Origin of the sequence: Rhodococcus sp. D-46 (assembly GCF_011290655.1) — a bacterium.
Lineage (GTDB): Bacteria > Actinomycetota > Actinomycetes > Mycobacteriales > Mycobacteriaceae > Rhodococcus_F > Rhodococcus_F qingshengii.
This window is the reverse complement of record NZ_JAANTF010000007.1, coordinates 237,137-254,871: the sequence shown is the minus strand read 5'-3', so window position 1 is coordinate 254,871 and position 17,735 is coordinate 237,137. Positions and strand designations below refer to the sequence as shown.

Here is a 17,735-nt window from a genome sequence, read left to right as displayed (position 1 = left end):
ATCACTCCCCTGTCGACAGGAGTTGTCATCGTGTGGTCCGCATCGTCCATCCGCTTCGGAGCCTTCCTCGCCCCGTACCACCCGCTCGACGCCGATCCCGCCCTGCAACTCAGACGCGATATCGACCTCATGACACACCTGGACCACCTCGGATTCGAAGAAGCGTGGATGGGTGAGCATCATTCGACCGGCGCCGAGATCGTGCCTGCCCCGGACATGTTCATCGCGGCCGCCGCAGAGCGAACCGAGCGCATCCAGTTCGGCACAGGCGTGACGTCTCTGCCCTATCACCACCCGTTGATCACGGCCGACCGCATCACTCAGCTCGATCTGCAGACCCGCGGACGGCTCATCTTCGGCACCGGCCCGGGCAAGATCCCCCTCGATGCACACATGATGGGCATCAACCCGTCGGCCCAGCGTCGTCGCCAGGGCGAAGCGCTCGAGGCCATTCTCGCGTTGCTTCGCGGCGAGGTCGTCAACATGGAAACCGACTGGTTCACGTTGCGTGACGCACGCGCACAGCTACCCACCTACCGCGCGGACGGCATCGAGACCGTGACAGCGTCCACGATTTCCCCCAACGGTTCGGTGCTCGCAGGCAAGAACGGCCTCTCCCTGCTCTCATTGGCGGCGAGTTCACCCAGCGGCTTCGACGCACTGGATCGCAACTGGGATGTGTACGAGAAGGTCTCGGCCGAACACGGCCACCGCGCCGACCGAGCGACGTGGCGTGTGGTCAATCCGATGTTCATCGCCGAGACCCGAGCCGAGGCCGAGCGCGCCGTGAGCCGGCGGATCGGATCGATGGCTTCTTACGTGAATCGACAGACCGGCCAGAACCCGGCCTGGGCAGATACACCTGCCGGAATCATCGATCAGTGGCGAAACGACACGCTCGGCGAGTTCGGTCAGGCGATCATCGGTACCCCCGAAGATGCGATCGCACAGATCGAGCGTCTGATCGAGAAGACGGGAGGGTTCGGCACGTTCTTGATCCTTCACGTCGACATGGCGAGCTGGGAGGACACCAAACGCAGCTACGAATTGTTCGCCTCCGAGGTGGTCCCGCACTTCCGGAAGCGAAATGTCGGGCGTCAGGCGAGCATGCAGTTCGCCGAGGACAATCGCGAATACCTGATCGGCGGGCTGGTCGGAGCGATCACCAAAGCCCATACCGACTACTACGGCCGGCCGGCCGAGACGGGAGCCGTGCGCGCATGAGGGCCGTCCGTTTCCAGCAGGGAGAATTCGCGGTCACCGAGATCGCCGACCCGCCGCCGTTGGCACCCCATCAGATCCGCATCGACGTCGTCGCCTGCGGGATCTGCGGCAGCGACCTGAGCATGTCGAAGGACCCGTGCCGATTCGTCGAGGTCGCGCACGACGGGGGCTACCCGCTCGCCACCTTCGATCCGGACGCGCCAGTGGTGCTGGGGCACGAATACGCGGGTATCGTCTCCGAGACCGGTTCTGCAGTAGACGATTTCGCGATCGGCGATCGGGTGGCCGGCATCGGCTTGGCCACCGACACCGCTACCGGGATCCCGACGATCATCGGCTACTCGAACGAGTACCACGGCGCGTTCGGCGATCACATAGTCGTCGACGCGTTCTGGGTCCGCAAAGTTCCCGACCACCTGTCACTCGAGCACGCCACACTTGCCGAACCTCTCCACGTCGGCGAGATGCATCTCCAACAGTCCGGCCTCACCTCGGCCGATTCGGCGCTCGTCATCGGTTGCGGAACGATCGGACTGGGCGCCATCGTCGCCGCGAAAGCGCGCGGAGCGCAGATCGTCATCGCGTCGGAGCCCTCCCCCAAACGACGCGAGCTCGCCGCGAAGATGGGCGCGGACATCGTCGTCGATCCGGCCGAGCAGGATCCGATCGAACTGTGGAATCGAATGATCGCCGAAGGCAACCAGCTTGTCGGCCAGGCCGCGAACGGAGTTCTGATCGCCTACGAATGCAGCGGGCGGGCGGGAGTCATCGGAGAACTGATGCACACTCTGCCGTTCAACTCGCGGATTCAGGTTCTGGCTGCGCCGTTCGGCGACGAGACGATCATTCCCGTCGTCGGGCAGTTCCGGAGGATCTCGATCAACTTCGGTCACGGTCCTTACGAGAATGCCTACGACATCACCCTGCAGAGGCTCGCCGACGGCGAGATCGACGCCGAAGCGATCATCACCGGCAGGGTCGGTCTGGATGGAGTCTCGGACGCTTTCGCAGCTCTGCGCGCACCCGACGAACACGTGAAGATCCTCGTACTACCCGCGGGCCTCCCGGAATAGCGGTCGATCCTGCCCTGTTGACGTAGGGGTGCTCGCACTCGGGCACCTCTACTTCGGGCTGTGCGAGCGTCGCCTGTTGGCGTCTGCGCCCCGATACCAGGACAATGGCAGGGTTGGCGTCAGCCGACAACGCGGCGCAACGCTCTGTGGCTGCCGCGTTTGTTTCACTAGGAGGATTCCGTGACCGACGGACCGTTGATCGTCCAATCCGACAAGACGCTGCTGTTGGAGGTCGACCACGAGCGCGCCGGCGATGCCAGGCAGGCAATCGCCCCCTTCGCGGAACTCGAACGGGCCCCCGAACACGTCCACACCTATCGCATCACTCCCCTGGCCTTGTGGAATGCCCGCGCCGCCGGACACGACGCCGAGCAGGTTGTCGACGCGCTCGTGTCGTACTCACGATTCGCGGTTCCACAACCGCTGCTGGTCGACATCGTCGACACGATGGCCAGGTACGGACGCTTACAGCTGGTCAAGAGCCCGGTGCACGGCCTCATCCTGGTCAGCCTCGACCGCGCAGTCCTCACCGAGGTGATGCGACACAAGAAGATCTCGCCGATGCTCGGTGAGAAGGTCGACGACGACACCGTGATCGTCCACCCGAGCGAACGCGGCCGCCTCAAGCAGATGCTGCTCAAGGTGGGCTGGCCGGCCGAGGACCTCGCCGGCTATGTGGACGGCGAAGCGCACCCGATCGATCTCGCTTTCGAAGAGGGCCACTGGGAACTGCGCGACTACCAGCAGATGGCAGCGGATTCGTTCTGGGCCGGCGGCTCGGGCGTCGTCGTGCTGCCGTGTGGCGCCGGCAAGACGATGGTGGGCGCCGCAGCGATGGCAAAGGCCAAGGCCACCACCCTCATCCTCGTCACCAATACCGTTGCCGGTCGTCAGTGGAAGCGTGAGTTGATCGCGCGTACATCGTTGACCGAGGAAGAAATCGGCGAATACTCCGGCGAGCGCAAGGAGATTCGGCCGGTCACGATCGCGACCTACCAGGTGATCACACGTCGCACGAAGGGCGAGTACAAGCACCTCGAACTTTTCGACTCCCGCGACTGGGGACTGGTGATCTACGACGAGGTCCACCTGTTGCCCGCGCCCGTCTTCCGGATGACGGCAGATCTGCAGTCGCGCCGCCGTCTCGGCCTGACCGCAACGCTGGTTCGCGAGGACGGCCGCGAAGGCGACGTCTTCTCGCTCATCGGCCCCAAGCGCTACGACGCTCCGTGGAAGGACATCGAAGCGCAGGGCTGGATCGCGCCGGCCGACTGCGTCGAGGTGCGAGTGACGATGACGGACGCCGAGCGCATGTCCTATGCCGTCGCCGAACCGGAGGAGCGCTACAAACTGTGCTCGACGGCTCACACGAAAATTGCGGTCGTGAAGTCGATCCTGGCCAAGCACCCCGATTCTCCGACTTTGGTGATCGGTGCGTATCTCGATCAGCTCGACGAACTCGGCGAAGCCCTGAACGCCCCGGTGATCAAGGGATCCACCAAGAACAAGGAACGCGAGATCCTGTTCGATCAGTTCCGTAACGGTGAGATCCAGACGCTGGTGGTGAGCAAGGTCGCGAACTTCTCGATCGACCTTCCGGAGGCATCTGTCGCCGTGCAGGTTTCGGGAACCTTCGGGTCGAGACAGGAAGAAGCGCAGCGACTCGGACGCCTACTGCGACCCAAGCACGACGGCGGTCAGGCTCACTTCTATTCGGTGGTTTCCCGCGACACTCTCGATGCGGAGTACGCGGCACATCGTCAGCGATTCCTCGCCGAACAGGGCTACGCCTATCGGATCACCGACGCCGATGACCTGCTCGGACCTGCCATCGGCTGAGCATTTCTGCAACACGTTGCAGAATCAAATGGACATACGTCCAGTTATCTGTAGAGTGTCCCCTGTCACAGTCGTGTCCATCGGCCGGGGGTCACCAGCACCATGCGCTCAGTTCCACGTCTACGGGGTCGGCTCGCCGGAACCATCTCGCTGCTGACTGCCGCCGTCGTCGTCGCCGCGACCGGCGTCAGCGCCGCGGCACCGAGTCCTGCTCCTACTGCGCAGAACTCGGTGTACGCACTTGCGAACGGTTGCTTCGCGCTGCGCACCGAGTCTGGTGATTTCGTCCGTCGTGACGGGTCGGCGTACCTCACCGACGTAACGAAAGCCGCAGACGCCGAACCGTTCCGACTACATGCGGCCCAGTTGGGTCGATTCATGCTGTACGGCCCGGACGGGTCGATGCTCTCGCACGACGGCGCGGACTCGGTACTCGCCACTTCCGAAGCAACTCCCTCCACCGACTGGACCGTGATGTCCACCGGTGAATCGTTCGTTCTGACCGCGACCTCGAACGGCCGTCAACTGATCTCGCGCGACTTGATGCTCACGATGTCCGATCCCGGTGACGTTCCCGAATCTGCGTTCACGCTGATCCCGCGCGATGGCTGCGCCGATTTCCCCGAAGCGGAGGTGGGCGCAAACGGCGTTCCGGGAGAAATCGGACCGAACGGTGAAGTCACCGGATTCATCGACACACACGTGCACATGAACGCTTCCGAGTTCATGGGCGGAAACCTGCACTGCGGCCGACCTTTCGATCCTCAGGGCGTCACCGCAGCGCTCGTCGACTGCCCGGACCATCAACCTGACGGGATACCGGCGCTCCTCGAAAACGTTCTGTCGTACGGCAATCCCTTCGAAACTCACGACACCACCGGCTGGCCGAGTTTCGCCGACTGGCCGGCGCACGATTCACTGACGCACGAGCAGACGTACTACAAGTGGGTCGAGCGGGCCTGGCGCGGCGGGCTGCGAATCTTCACCAATCTCTTTGTCGCCAATCGTGTCCTGTGCGAGCTGTATCCGAGTAAACGAAATCCCTGTGACGAGATGGAGACCGTCCGGATCCAGGCGCAGCAGACACGCGAACTCCAGGACTACATCGACGCCCAGTACGGCGGTCCCGGCCGGGGTTGGTTCCGCATCGTGAGCTCCCCTGAACAGGCCAGGCAGGTGGCCGCCGACGGAAAGCTGGCCGTCACCCTCGGGGTGGAGGTGTCCGAACCCTTCGGTTGCTCTGTGCGCAACGGTATTCCGCAGTGCACCGAGGACGACATCGACCGCGGCCTGGACGAGTTGTACGACCTCGGTGTCCGGCAGATGATCGTCACGCACAAGTTCGACAACGCCCTCGGCGGTGCCCGTTTCGACGGCGGCGTCACCGGAGTGGCCGTCAATATCGGCAACTACCTGGGCACCGGGGAGTTCTGGCAGTCGGAACCATGCACCGGCGTTGCCGAGGACAATGTGCTGCCCACCAAGGTCGACGGCGCACAGAATCTTCTCGCGGTACTCCCACCCGGAGTGACGCTTCCGGTGTACCCCTCTGGTCCGCAATGCAATTCGCACGGCCTGACCGACCTCGGCGCATACACGATCCGAGGTTTGATGGACCGAGGGATGATCGTGGACATCGATCACATGAGCGTCAAGACCGCCGAAGCGGCTCTCGATATTCTCGAAGCTGCGAACTACTCCGGCGTCGTTTCCAGTCACAGCTGGAGCGACCCGAGCCTGTACAAGCGGATCTACGCACTCGGCGGATTTGTCGCCCTGTACGCCGGGCAACTCGACGCATCGGACGAAAAGCCCGAGGAGCGTGGGTTCATCGACCAGTGGCGGGACGCACGGGCGATGCGAAGCGAGAACTACTACTTCGGTTTCGGCTACGGCGCCGACACCAACGGCTTCGGGCCGCAGGCCGCACCGCGCGGCGACGCCGCAGAAAATCCGCTGCAATATCCGTACACCGCCTTCGACGGCACGGTCATGGACCAGCAGCGCGCCGGCACCCGGGTTTTCGACGTGAACACCGACGGCGTGGCGCAGTACGGGATGATTCCCGACTGGATCGCGGACATGCGTATTGCTGCGGGCGCCGACGGCGACACCATCATCGAGGACATGAGCCGCGGCGCCGAGGCTTACCTGCAGATGTGGGAGCGCGCGCGAAACTAGCTACGCTGGTGGACGGTCCCCGGGCGATCGGGGGCCGGTCCTAGATCGTCCGGCACCACCCGAAGGAATTTTTCGTGGCTGACTTCCAGTTCACCGTCGACAAGGCTCATGCCAAGTCGGTCAACGACACACTGGCCGATGTACGCCGCCTGCAGATTTCTGCGGTGATCTTCGCGATCGTCCTCGCCGCGGTCGGGGCCTGGTTGATCAGCATGGGCGAGGTGTGGTCCATCATCATCGGCGCAGTCCTCGCCATCGGTGCGGCCAGTTCCCTGTGGGTTGCCGTGTGGGCACCTCGCAAGGTGGGAAGCGTCGAATCTCTGTATGCGGACAACCCACTGGTTCCCGCGATCGTCACCGAGGTTCACCCTCGAGCGGCGACCTTGACGGCATTGATCGACATCGCGAAGCCTGCGGCCGGAGCACCGCAGTACGCGCTCGTCAGCCGCAACGTTCGACTCAATCCGAAGTGGCGAGTCGGCGACCGCATTCCGTCGGTCGCACTGCGTTCGGATCGTTCCACCCGCAGCAAGGCTGACACGTGGCAGATGGTCAGTCCCATGCCGATCGAGTGGGGGACCAAGGACTCGGCAGTGCTGGCACGCGCGATCGCTGCTGTCAGTGCGAGCGAGTGGAACTTCCTGCAGAGCCGGATTCCCGATTCCGAAGAAGTTCGCACCCACCCCGATCGCCGGGTTCTGATCAACCCGGCCGATCTTCCTGACTCGCTGCGCTAGCCCCAACGGTTACGCGAGCGCGGGCAGCACTTCCTTCTCGAACATCTCGATTCCCGACGTGTCGTACGCGGCCTCGGGGAAGTAGAAGATTCCGTACTCGAGTCCCTGCGCCGCGAGCGCCGACAGGTTCTCGATGATCTGCTCGGGCGTACCCACGGCAGGCATTCCGCGGAACGCATCGAGCGACGCATCGGCGGCAGCTTCGCCGACCAACGGCGTCAGTCGGGCCTTCAGTGTCTCCAACCGCTGAGCCACCTCGGATTCCGTCGCGCCGATGGCCACGTTGTAGTTGGCCGAACGGACGATGGCGTCGAAATCGCTACCGACGGTGTCGCAGTGCTTCTTCAGGATTTCGGACTTGTGCGCGAAGCCGGCCGGGGTGCCGTCGAAGTTCGTGTACTGCGCGTACTTGGCCGCGATCTTGAGTGTGACCTTCTCGCCGCCACCGGCAACCCAGATGGGAATTCCGCCCTCTTGCAACGGAAGTGGACGGCACAGCGCTCCGTCGACCTGGTAGTACTTGCCGTCGAGCGTCGCGCTGCCGGTCGACCACGCCTGCTGCATGATCTGGATTCCTTCGTCGAGGCGGCCCAGACGCTCACCGGCAGAGGGGAAGCCGTAGCCGTATGCGCGCCACTCCTGCTCGTACCAGCCGCCGCCGATGCCCATCTCGACGCGTCCACCCGTGATGAGATCGGTGGTCGCGGCGACCTTGGCGAGGTACGCCGGGTTTCGGTAACTCATGGCGGTACACATCTGGCCCAGTCGGATACGCGAGGTCGACGCACCGAGTGCGGCCATCAATGTCCACGCCTCGTGAGTCGCTTCTTCCGTCGGCTGGGGAACGGTGTGGAAGTGGTCGTAGACCCACACCGACTCCCACGGCCCTGCCTCCGCGCGCAGCGTGAAGTCTCGCATCACCTCCCACTGCTTTGCGGGGTCGATGCCGACCAGGTCCAGACGCCAGCCTTGAGGTACGAACAGTCCGAATCGCATGTAGCGAGCCTACCTACAGTTTCCCGACGCGCGACCGGGGTGACACCCGCGGAGAGTAGACCGGAATGAAGCGGAACATCATCGCCGCGCCGGCGAACGACGTCGCGCCCAGAGCGGCGAATGCCCACCCGAGTGGGAGCACCGCGGCGAGTAGACCGATCGCGAGCGGCCCACCGAACATGCCGGTGTCGTGAGTCAATCGCCATGCAGCGAGGAACTCGGCGCGTTCTTCGGGCGGGGCGATATCGGCACCGAGGGTCATGATCACGCCGTTGCCCAGCCCGTTGCCGATCCCCATCACGACAGCGACCACGGTCAATCCCACTGCACCCGTCGAGAACGGCAACAGTAGGTACGACACACCGATCACCGTCAGCGAAGGCACCGCGACCAGCCTGCGGCCGTATCGGTCCATGATGTGTCCGGCCGGGTACGAGCACAGCAGGTCCACGGCCGCACCGATACCGAAGATCACACTCACCTGGGCTGCATCCAATCCGAGGTGCAATGCCCACAATGGAAGAACGGCCTCACGCGAAGCGCGGGCGGCGCCCATCAGAAGGGAGCCTGTCCCGAGCGTCGACAGAGCGGCACGATGACGGCGAAGGATCTCCGGGAGCGTGACGTGTCCGTGATCGCTGTTGCCTGCCTGCACCTTTCGTGGCGGGTCCGGAACGCGGGCCATCAGCGCCCCGGCGAGCACGACGCCCACCAACTGGACAAGGAATCCTCCGCGCGCTCCCACCAGGAGAATCACGCCGGCCCCGATGAGCGGTCCCAGGAAGAAACCCAACCGCCACATCGCAGCGAACGACGACATTGCTCGGGCCCGTAGACCGAGTGGCACGGTCTCGGCGAGGTAGCTCTGCCGCGCAAGGCCCCACACCGCATTCGCCAATCCGGTCAACAGTGCGCCGATACCGAGCATCCACGGAGTCTGTGCAAGGAGACAGATCACCACTCCTGTTGCACCCAAGGAACTTCCGCCGATGATCGACCTGCGCTCACCGAAACGCGACACGATCCGGCCGGCGGGGAGGTCACCGAGTACGGCGCCCAAACCACCGAGTGCAACGATCAGGCCGGCGACGGCAACCGAGGCACCCAGGTCGCGCGCGGTGACGGCCATGATGGGGGCAGCCGCACCCTGACCGATCCCGAAGATGGCCGCCGGTACGAAAACCGTTGTGACCAGTGGCTTGAGACCGGCAATCGCCGGCTGTTCCTTGGGCAGTGTTTCCGTCACGCGCTCACTTCTGCCGCGTCAGCGGCCCGCGAGAACCGATTCGCCGGACGATCGAGGCCGTAGTGACCTCGCAGGGTGGATTCCGTGTATTCGGTCCGGAAGAGCCCACGCGCCTGCAGAATCGGCACGACCCGGTCGACGAACAACTCGAGCCCTCCGGGCAGATAGGGCGGCATGATGTTGAAGCCGTCCGCGGCGCCCTTGTCGAACCATTCGGTCAACTCGTCCGCGACCTGCTCCGGTGTCCCGGCAAATGTCCGATGCCCACGGCCACCGCCGAGTTTGCCGATCAGTTCACGGACGGTGAGGTTTTCGCTCTCCGCAAGGTCTTTGACGAGCTGGTATCGACTCTTGTTTCCTTGGATGCGATCGATGTCCGGCAACGGGGGCAACGGGGCATCCAGCGAATGCTCGGTGAGGTCGACGCCCACCATGTTCGAGAGTTGGCGCAGCGAGTACTCAGGTGAGATGAGATCCGTGAACGACTGCTCCAGTGCCTTGGCTTCTTCTTCCGTACCCGCGATGAAGGGAACGATGCCTGGCAGCACCTTGATCTCGTCGGGACTACGCCCGTACTTGATCAGCCGCGCTTTGAGATCGTTGTAGAAATCCTGCCCCTGCTCGAGTGTTCGTTGAGCGGTGAACACGGCCTCGGCATACTTCGCCGCGAAGTCCTTACCGCTCTCGGAGGAACCGGCTTGCACGAGCAACGGACGTCCCTGTGGAGACCTCGGCGAATTGAGCGGGCCAGCCACCGTGAATCGTTGACCGTCATGGTCGATGCGATGGACACGATCAGGATCGGCGAAGATTCCGGTCTCTTCGTCCAGGACAACTGCCCCCTCTTCCCAGCTGTCCCAGAGTCCGAGCGTCACGTCGAGAAACTCCTCGGCGCGCTCGTAACGACCGCTGTGCGTCGGTACCGCATCGAGGCCGAAGTTCGCGGCCTCGTCGGCGCCGGCCGACGTCACGATGTTCCACCCGCCTCGTCCACCACTGATGTGATCGAGGGAAGCGAACTTCCTTGCGAGAGTGTACGGATCGCTGTAACTGGTCGACGCGGTTGCAATCAGTCCCACCTTGTCGGTGGCCGCAGAGATCGCCGACAGCAAGGTGACGGGTTCGAAGATCGCCTGGGTGTTGTACTTGACCCGCGGGCCGACTGCTAGACCGTCGGCGAAGAACACCGAGTCCAGCTTTCCACGCTCGGCGATTCTCCCCAATTCCTGGAAGTGCTTGACGTCCAGGAGGTTGGCCGCGTTTGTGCGTGGGTGGCGCCACGCCGCCTCATGATGGCCGACGCCCATCAGGAAGGCGTTCAGATGAAATTGTCGTTCGGACATGAGTTCGCAGAATCTTTCCGTGAATGTGTGGTCAGGTGGTGACGCGCCAGCGCGAGAGCCGACGTTCGATCAGGACCAGAATCGCGTTGATTGTCAGACCCAACAACGAGATCGCGACGATGCCCGCGTACATGTTCGGGATCTGGAAGTTGAGTTGTGAAGCGGTGATCAGATACCCGAGACCGGCTTTGGCCCCGACCATTTCGGCGGCGATCAGCACGAGAATCGACGACGCGGCTGCCATGCGGATACCCGTGAAGATCGTGGGAACAGCGGCGGGCAGAACCACCTTCTGAAACAGCCGAATCGAGGAGAACCCCAGCGAGGCAGCGGACTTGATCAGCAGCGGATCGACCGTGCGCACACCCGAAATGGTGTTGAGCAGGATCGGGAAGGTGCAGGCGTAGATCACCAGGGCGATCTTCGATTCCTCACCGATTCCGAGAATCAGCACGAAGACGGGAAGCAGCGCCAAGGCTGCTGTGTTGCGGAACAATTCGAGAATCGGGTTGAGGAAGTCGGAGACCGGGCGGTACCAGGCGATCGCAATTCCCAACGGAATCGCGATCGCGATGGCCACGAAGAAGCCGGTCAGCGCACGCGTCAGACTGGCGGAAACATGCTCTTGCAATTGTCCGTTCTCGGCGAGGGTGAAGAATGCGGACACAACTTCGGTGAAGGGCGGGAGGAAGACCTTGTCCACCAGCCCGAGCCGAGGTGCCGCTTCCCAGATCCCGAGGAAGATCGCGATCGCAATCGACGGCTTGGCAATCCGCCAGGCGGTGGAACCAATGTAGCGCGCCGCCTTGCCGCCGGCCTGGCTCCGCTGCGCAATGTCAGGTGTTTTGTCGGCCAACGGTTTCGGAGTGGCGACCACCTCCGGCGTCGCCAATGCGCTAGACATGTGCAACCTCCTTGGCAGGATCGAGTTCGCCGGCCCGAGCGCGCTCGACTTCACCGTGCAGTAGCGTCCAGATCCGGTGCCGGAACACTCGGAACTCCTCACCTGATCGCACGTCGTCGCCGGACCGGTCGATGTCGATGTCGACGATCGTCTTGACGCGCCCTGGCCTCGACGTCAGTACTGCAACACGTTGCCCGAGGTAGATGGCCTCGTCGATTCCGTGGGTGATGAACAGGATCGTCTTGCCGGTGGCCTTCCAGATGCGCAGAAGCTCGTCCTGCAGCGACTCTCGCGTCTGTGCGTCCAGCGCTGCAAATGGTTCGTCCATCAGCAACACTTCGGGGTCGAATGCCAGGCTGCGGGCGATCGCGACTCGCTGCTTCATTCCACCGGACAACTCGTGCGGATAGCGATCCGCGAAACCTTGCAGACCGACCAGTTCGAGGTAATGCTCGGCGAGCTCGCGTCGCTCGCTCTTCTTCACGCCCTTCGCTTCGAGTCCGAACTCGATGTTGTGACGTGCAGTTCGCCATGGAAGCAGCGCGTATTGCTGGAAGACGATTCCCCGATCCAAGCCTGGGCCCGTGATCTGCTTGCCGTCCAGAAGGATTCGACCGGAAGTGGGCGAACTGAGTCCTCCGAGGAGGTCCAGCAGAGTCGACTTTCCGCAACCACTCGGCCCGACGAGGACCAGGAACTCCCCCGGCGCCACGTCGATGTTGATGTCCTCGACCGCGGTGAAAACTTCGTCGGTCCCACGAATGTCGAACTGTTTGGTGACGTGCTCGAGCCGTAGTTTCGGTTCTGTGCTCATTTTGCTGCCTCCAGTGCCTGTCCGTCAGCGCCGCTGTCGGGTGAATACGTTCCGTTGGCGTACGGGTTGAATTCGTTGGTGTAGATGTCCGACGGCTTCAACTTTCCTTTTTCGAGTTCGCCGTTACGGGTGAGCCAGTCGATCCACGTGCTGATCTCGGTATCGGTGATCGTTCCGCCGGGACCGGCGACCCCCGGGCTCTTCCAGTAGCTGATGAGCTTGGTGTCCTCGTTGCGTCCGCGGCTGTTGATGATCGACGTCAGCTTCGCGATCACTTCTTCTCGTGGGTGCGTCTGCGTCCAGCGGATGGCCCTCGCTGTTCCCTGCACGAAATCGGCGACCGCCTCCTTGTTCTGCGCGATGTAGTCGTCACGGAACACCAACGTGCCGTAGGTGAACGAGCCGAACAGCGATTCGTCGGTGAACAGCTCGCGAAGGCCACCACGTTCGAGCGCGGAGTCACGGAAGACCGAGCCGAGGGTGGCGACGTCGATCTGTCCCTGCCGCAACGCTTGTTCCGTGTTGACCGGCGGAACCACGATCAGTTCCACCTGCTTGATCTCGTCCGGTGTAAGCCCCTCCCGCGCAAGCCATTCACGCACGACGAACTCGTGGTGCGCACCGAGGGTGTTCATCCCGACCTTCTTGCCGATCAGGTCCTTCGCCGATTTGATCGGACTGTCGTCGAGAACGTAGTACCCGTTGAAGCTCTCCTTGTCGGAGCCGTAGTACCCGATGACCGAGGTGATCGGTGAACCCGCGGAAGCCAACTTCACCACCGCCCCGTTGAACGCTCCGCCGAACTCGGTTTGACCGGTCGCTGCGTTCTGAATGCTCTGAGGGCCGCTGGTCGTATCGCCGATCCAGTTGAGCTCCACGTCGTTGAAGTAGCCGAGGTCAGCGGCCAGTTCGGGGTAGATGACCTGTCCGGTGCTGCCCTCGTACCGCAGGACGGTCTTGCCGTCGGCGGTCTTGACCACTTCGTCGGAGGAGCCCGAGCAGGCAACGGCAAAACTGGACAGAGTGACAAGAGCGACGACCGCGGCTACCGAGCGCGCGAAACGAGGGCGAATCATGAAGTTGCTTCCTGTAGAAGATGATTGGTTCAGTTCTCGGCTACACCTGTCCGGAGCGCCGTGTGCGGCACTCGGCACAGGCAGGTGTGGGAATGTCAGTTCAACGACAACAGTTGAGCGACATGAGCGGGAAAGACCGAAACACGTGAGACTCCAATGAATGTGCAGACAGGATCGAGCCGTGAGCAGTGCCGAAACCATACGTCGGCACCCACTACCTGGGTCAACGGTTACATTCATGCCGGATTTAATGTGTGAGGTCAGTATCATGAGGGCATGCTTTCGCCGACGACTGCGCAGGACTTCGAGCAACACCGTGGCCACCTGACGTCGGTAGCCTACCGTCTCACCGGAAGTTTCAGCGACGCTCAGGATGCGGTGCAGGAAGCGTGGATACGGCTTCAAGTTGCCGAAAACACGCGAGGCGACGAATTGCAGATCCGCGAACTGCGCGGATGGCTCACCACAGTTGTCGGCCGAATCTGCCTCGATCATCTCAAATCGGCCGCGGTCAGAAGAGAAAGCTATGTCGGACAGTGGCTTCCGGAGCCGATCGTCACGCCCGTCGACGCCACCGCGGGCACACCCTCAGCGACACCCGATCCGCTGGAGTACGTCGTGAGGCAGGAACAGAATCGTTTTGCTGCCCTCGTCGTCCTGGACACCCTTACTCCCGCTCAACGCGTTGCCTTCGTCCTGCATGACGGCTTCGACGTGCCCTTCGCCGAGGTTGCGCGCATCCTCGACATCGAAGTGGCCACTGCCCGTCAGTTGGCCTCGCGGGCCCGTAAAGCCGCAGCGTCGGCGCCGGTCCCGGTCAGTAGCGAGGAGCATGCTGCTGCCGTCGAGCGATTGGTGACGGCTATCGCGAGTGGAGATCTGAACGCCGTGATAGGTGCACTCGATCCCGATGCCGTCCTGATCGGTGACGCAGGCGGAACTACCCGCACGGCTGTCAACATTGTGCGCGGCAGCGATCGTGTCGCGCGGTTCTATCTGGGATTGGCCCGCAAGTACGGACCGGCAGCGGTGTTCTCGATGTCACCGGTTCTCGTCAACGGACAGCTCGGCGGTGTATTCGCCGGCTCACCGGGGGACGACCAGTACCCGCAGTTCGCCGCTCGCGTTGCCGGCTTCACTGTCCGCGACGGAGTTGTGTGCGCAGCCTACGACATTGCGAATCCAGCCAAGTTCAGCGCTGTGCCGATGCTCGATCACACCGAACCCGAACGCAAGTAGCGAGACTCCCATTCCTCGAGGTGTGATCTGGACACCTGCGTGCCGAACCACAGTCGGTGCAGTACATCCGATCCCAGATGGTGCAATTCGGTGTGCGTCCTCCACTGCTGCGACGCCCACTCGGGTTCGTTGTGGGCGGCGTCGATCCCGGCCATCGCGCTACCTCGCAGTTCGAAGTCCAGGTCCCGTCGAAGCTCCGAAAGCTCCGACCAATTCGCCTGTGGTGCATAGTGCCTCGCGCGAATTTCGGTCAGTAGCTTGAACAGGACGCTACTCGCCCGTTCGTCGACCCAGATCAGAGTGCGTCGATGCGCACCGCGCCCCACCGTCCACAGGACCACCAACGCCACGACGACGCCGATTGCCGTCTCGAGCATGCGGCTGAGGATCAGATGTCGGACGGTCCCGTGCGCACCACCGGCCGCGCCGAGGAGAATCGCGAGGGCGGTGATGAAGATGACGGCTATCCCGTAATTCCGCACCAGGAACAGCTCGATCCCCGCCATCAGGACTGCAAGTACCGCCACCAACCACAGACCGGTCGGACTCCAGGCGTAGATGGCACCCAACAGAATCAACCCGAGGACGGTTCCGCCGATGCGGTGGATTCCGCGATAGGTGCCCAGTATTCGATCCGGTCCTTGATGAAGGACCATCGCCGCGGCGATCACCGCCCAGTCCGGGCGATCGATGCCGAGCAGGACGGTGAGGGTTCCCGCCGCCATACAGGCAATGGACAGCCGAAGTGCCGTCACCGACGCTCGGCTGGACGGGTTGCAGGCGCGGAGGAACCGATATCGGATCGTCGGGTCGGGCAGAGGCGGGTGGGCCCCGACCTCGTCGACGTCGAACGCGGGGTCCGCCATGAGCTCCGGATCGTGGTCGTCGGAGATCGCCCTGGCCATCGAGATCTGCGCTCGTTCAAGTTCACGGGTCAACGGGTGGTCTTTCCCGACGATTGCGCCGCGGTAAAGGCACTGCCACGCGTCGTGCAGCCGAAGTGCTGCAGCGTGGCGTTTGTCTCGCGTGAGTTCGGGTGGGGCGTACCTCGCCTGAGCGTCCGTGTACTCCGCAACGGCCGAGACGGCTGCCTGCACAGCGCTGCGTTCGACAGCTCTCGGTGCCCACAGGATTCCCGTCATCGAGACGACCACCGCGCTGATCCCACCGATTGCCGTCCACATCGCGACCTCGACCGGCGGCTGACCGGGAGTGGCGATCACGGAACTGATCTCGGTGGTGAGCAACAGAAAGAACGCGCCCGGTGGACCCAATCGAAGCGCGTCGACGGTGAAGGCGCAGGTCGACACCACGACGGCCATGATCAGCACGACAAAGACGAGCAGCACCGTCGGCGCTCCCTCGGCGATGGCTCGGTGGACGGGCTCACCCACCGATGCCCCGACGAAGGACAGGATCGTCAGCGCCGTCGCAGCGATACCGACTGCCTTCCACCTGCTCCGGTACGGACGACCCTCACCGTAGATCGATGCAAATGCACCGAGGCCGACCAGGAGCGAAGCAGACCCGAATCCGAGCAGTGTGGCGATGGCCGCCGGAATCGCCAGGGCTAGGGCGACGCGAACCGCTCCGGGGTACCTGTTTCCCACCGGCGGCAATCCGAACAGGACGCTGCGCGCCGGCCGCGGAGCCGGGAGGTTGGACTCGTGACCCGCTGATGTTTCTTCGGGGTCCACTGCCCATCCTTCGCGCCGGCCTGTTCGTGTCTGTGTCGTCCCATTCTTGCGGGCGGCCGACGTGGAATTCGAGGCGGGTCCGGAGGTCGATTCGACCACCCCTTTATTGACACTATGTCAACAGTGTGGATGATAGGTGGAGTCGGATCCGCTCGCGGGTCGCACTTCATCGATCGGGAGAATCACGATGACGCAAGGATCTACCGCAACCCGGACCGCAGAACGACGGTCCCCGTGGATGGACGACGAATTGGAGGCCGTGGCCGACCTGGCAAGGAACTTCTTCGCCAAACACGTCACACCGCATCAGAAACGCTTCGCGTCCCAAGGTTTTCCCGACAAATCCGCATATCGAGAACTCGGGGCGCTCGGGCTCGCCGGCATGTCGATCCCCACCGAGTACGGCGGCGGAGGAGGAACTTTCGCGCACGACGCCGTGCTGTTCCACGAGCAGGTCATGGCGGGTGATCATTCACTCCAACTCGGCGTGCACTCGGGAATCGTGCCGCACTACCTCAATGCCTACGCCGATCACGAGCACAAACTGCGCTGGCTACCGAAGCTGGTGAGTGGCGAGTGGGTGGGCGCAATCGCCATGACCGAGCCCGGCACCGGATCCGACTTGCAGAACATCACCACCCGAGCCGTCCGCGACGGTGACGACTATCTGATCAGCGGCGCAAAGACCTTCATCTCCAACGGTCGCAATTGTGATCTGGTGATCATTGCCGCCAAGACCGATCCCAGCCTCGGAGCGCGTGGAGTGTCGCTCATCGTGGCCGAGGTCGATGACAACACACCGGGTTTCGAGCGCGGGCGAATACTCGAGAAGGTCGGACAGAAGGGCCAGGACACCACCGAGCTGTTCTTCGACCGCTTGCGGGTGCCTGCAACAAACCTGCTCGGGGACCGCGAAGGCACAGGGTTTGCCCAGCTGATGCAGCAGCTACTGCCTGAACGATTGATCTGCGGAGTTGCAGCCACTGCGGCAATGGAGCGTGCAGTCGCCCTCACCGTCGAGTACACCAAATCCCGAAACATGTTCGGGCAAACGCTCTTCGATCTGCAGAACACGCGCTTCGAACTTGCCGAGTGCGCGTCCATCGCTCGTATCTCACGAACGTTCATCGACGACTGCATCGTCAAATACCTTGCCGGGCAGCTCGATGCGACTACCGCCGCGATGGCCAAGTACTGGCTCACCGATCAGCAGTGCGCCGTGATCGACCGCTGCGTGCAACTACACGGCGGGTACGGCTACATACTCGAATATCCCATCGCTCAGATGTATGCCGACGCTCGTATTCAGCGAATCTACGCCGGATCGAACGAAGTCATGAAGGACCTCGTGGCGAGATCACTCTGA

At 63.0% G+C, this 17,735-nt stretch carries 14 protein-coding genes; 7 read left to right on the top strand and 7 right to left on the bottom strand.

All coding sequences use genetic code 11. The annotated features are described in order from the left end of the window. Window positions 1-30 precede the first annotated feature (30 nt). From G9U53_RS19520 to G9U53_RS19500, 5 genes are all read left to right on the top strand, one after another. Window positions 31-1,224, top strand: a complete 1,194-nt coding sequence (locus tag G9U53_RS19520; protein ID WP_165639086.1) for an LLM class flavin-dependent oxidoreductase — start codon at window positions 31-33, stop codon at window positions 1,222-1,224. Next, on the top strand, window positions 1,221-2,297 hold the full coding sequence (locus G9U53_RS19515) for an alcohol dehydrogenase catalytic domain-containing protein (RefSeq protein ID WP_030535354.1): 1,077 nt from the start codon (window positions 1,221-1,223) through the stop codon (window positions 2,295-2,297). Before G9U53_RS19520 ends, G9U53_RS19515 begins: the two co-directional genes overlap by 4 nt. 180 nt (window positions 2,298-2,477) lie before the next feature. Beyond that, window positions 2,478-4,136, top strand: coding sequence for a DNA repair helicase XPB (locus G9U53_RS19510; RefSeq protein ID WP_003940219.1), 1,659 nt, complete (start codon window positions 2,478-2,480; stop codon window positions 4,134-4,136). Between the two features lie 102 nt (window positions 4,137-4,238). Then, window positions 4,239-6,317, top strand: a complete 2,079-nt coding sequence (locus G9U53_RS19505) for a hypothetical protein (RefSeq protein ID WP_064687600.1) — start codon at window positions 4,239-4,241, stop codon at window positions 6,315-6,317. Between the two features lie 74 nt (window positions 6,318-6,391). Then, window positions 6,392-7,054 carry a DUF3239 domain-containing protein gene (locus tag G9U53_RS19500; protein ID WP_007733514.1) on the top strand — a complete coding sequence of 221 codons (663 nt, stop codon included), beginning with the start codon at window positions 6,392-6,394 and terminating at the stop codon, window positions 7,052-7,054. A gap of 9 nt (window positions 7,055-7,063) precedes the next feature. Here the strand turns inward: G9U53_RS19500 and G9U53_RS19495 are convergent, their stop codons facing one another. From G9U53_RS19495 to G9U53_RS19470, 6 genes are read right to left on the bottom strand one after another with little or no spacing between them, the layout of a single operon-like run. Continuing rightward, window positions 7,064-8,050, bottom strand: a complete 987-nt coding sequence (locus G9U53_RS19495; protein WP_165639085.1) for an LLM class F420-dependent oxidoreductase — start codon at window positions 8,048-8,050, stop codon at window positions 7,064-7,066. A gap of 13 nt (window positions 8,051-8,063) precedes the next feature. Further along, window positions 8,064-9,296 carry an MFS transporter gene (locus G9U53_RS19490; protein WP_042451237.1) on the bottom strand — a complete coding sequence of 411 codons (1,233 nt, stop codon included), beginning with the start codon at window positions 9,294-9,296 and terminating at the stop codon, window positions 8,064-8,066. Beyond that, the gene (locus tag G9U53_RS19485; protein ID WP_165639084.1) at window positions 9,293-10,639 is read right to left on the bottom strand and encodes an LLM class flavin-dependent oxidoreductase; all 1,347 of its coding nucleotides are present in this window, start codon (window positions 10,637-10,639) and stop codon (window positions 9,293-9,295) included. The genes G9U53_RS19490 and G9U53_RS19485 overlap by 4 nt, the downstream gene beginning before the upstream one ends. A 31-nt stretch (window positions 10,640-10,670) precedes the next feature. Further along, entirely contained in the window at window positions 10,671-11,543 is an 873-nt protein-coding gene (locus G9U53_RS19480; RefSeq protein WP_030535349.1) for an ABC transporter permease, read from the bottom strand. After that, window positions 11,536-12,357: an ABC transporter ATP-binding protein gene (locus G9U53_RS19475; RefSeq protein ID WP_003940477.1), complete on the bottom strand. Its 822-nt coding sequence runs from the start codon at window positions 12,355-12,357 to the stop codon at window positions 11,536-11,538. The genes G9U53_RS19480 and G9U53_RS19475 overlap by 8 nt, the downstream gene beginning before the upstream one ends. After that, entirely contained in the window at window positions 12,354-13,433 is a 1,080-nt protein-coding gene (locus G9U53_RS19470; protein WP_099698058.1) for an ABC transporter substrate-binding protein, read from the bottom strand. The genes G9U53_RS19475 and G9U53_RS19470 overlap by 4 nt, the downstream gene beginning before the upstream one ends. A 276-nt stretch (window positions 13,434-13,709) precedes the next feature. On the opposite strand from G9U53_RS19470, the gene G9U53_RS19465 reads away from it, so the two are divergent. Beyond that, the gene (locus G9U53_RS19465) at window positions 13,710-14,672 is read left to right on the top strand and encodes a sigma-70 family RNA polymerase sigma factor (RefSeq protein WP_042451242.1); all 963 of its coding nucleotides are present in this window, start codon (window positions 13,710-13,712) and stop codon (window positions 14,670-14,672) included. On the opposite strand, the gene G9U53_RS34205 is transcribed toward G9U53_RS19465, so the two are convergent. Continuing rightward, window positions 14,648-16,369, bottom strand: a complete 1,722-nt coding sequence (locus G9U53_RS34205) for an FUSC family protein (protein WP_165639083.1) — start codon at window positions 16,367-16,369, stop codon at window positions 14,648-14,650. The genes G9U53_RS19465 and G9U53_RS34205 overlap by 25 nt on opposite strands. 187 nt (window positions 16,370-16,556) lie before the next feature. Between G9U53_RS34205 and G9U53_RS19455 the strand changes: the two genes are divergently transcribed. Continuing rightward, window positions 16,557-17,735, top strand: a complete 1,179-nt coding sequence (locus G9U53_RS19455) for an acyl-CoA dehydrogenase family protein (RefSeq protein WP_054781686.1) — start codon at window positions 16,557-16,559, stop codon at window positions 17,733-17,735.

Excerpts from the sequence above, each read along its gene's own strand:
- G9U53_RS19515 (WP_030535354.1), top strand. The coding sequence starts at position 1,221 with ATGAGGGCCGTCCGTTTCCAGCAGGGAGAATTCGCGGTCACCGAGATC.
- G9U53_RS19505 (WP_064687600.1), top strand. The coding sequence starts at position 4,239 with ATGCGCTCAGTTCCACGTCTACGGGGTCGGCTCGCCGGAACCATCTCG.
- G9U53_RS19495 (WP_165639085.1), bottom strand. The coding sequence starts at position 8,050 with ATGCGATTCGGACTGTTCGTACCTCAAGGCTGGCGTCTGGACCTGGTC.
- G9U53_RS19485 (WP_165639084.1), bottom strand. The coding sequence starts at position 10,639 with ATGTCCGAACGACAATTTCATCTGAACGCCTTCCTGATGGGCGTCGGC.
- G9U53_RS19480 (WP_030535349.1), bottom strand. The coding sequence starts at position 11,543 with ATGTCTAGCGCATTGGCGACGCCGGAGGTGGTCGCCACTCCGAAACCG.
- G9U53_RS19475 (WP_003940477.1), bottom strand. The coding sequence starts at position 12,357 with ATGAGCACAGAACCGAAACTACGGCTCGAGCACGTCACCAAACAGTTC.
- G9U53_RS19470 (WP_099698058.1), bottom strand. The coding sequence starts at position 13,433 with ATGATTCGCCCTCGTTTCGCGCGCTCGGTAGCCGCGGTCGTCGCTCTT.
- G9U53_RS19465 (WP_042451242.1), top strand. The coding sequence starts at position 13,710 with ATGCTTTCGCCGACGACTGCGCAGGACTTCGAGCAACACCGTGGCCAC.
- G9U53_RS19455 (WP_054781686.1), top strand. The coding sequence starts at position 16,557 with ATGACGCAAGGATCTACCGCAACCCGGACCGCAGAACGACGGTCCCCG.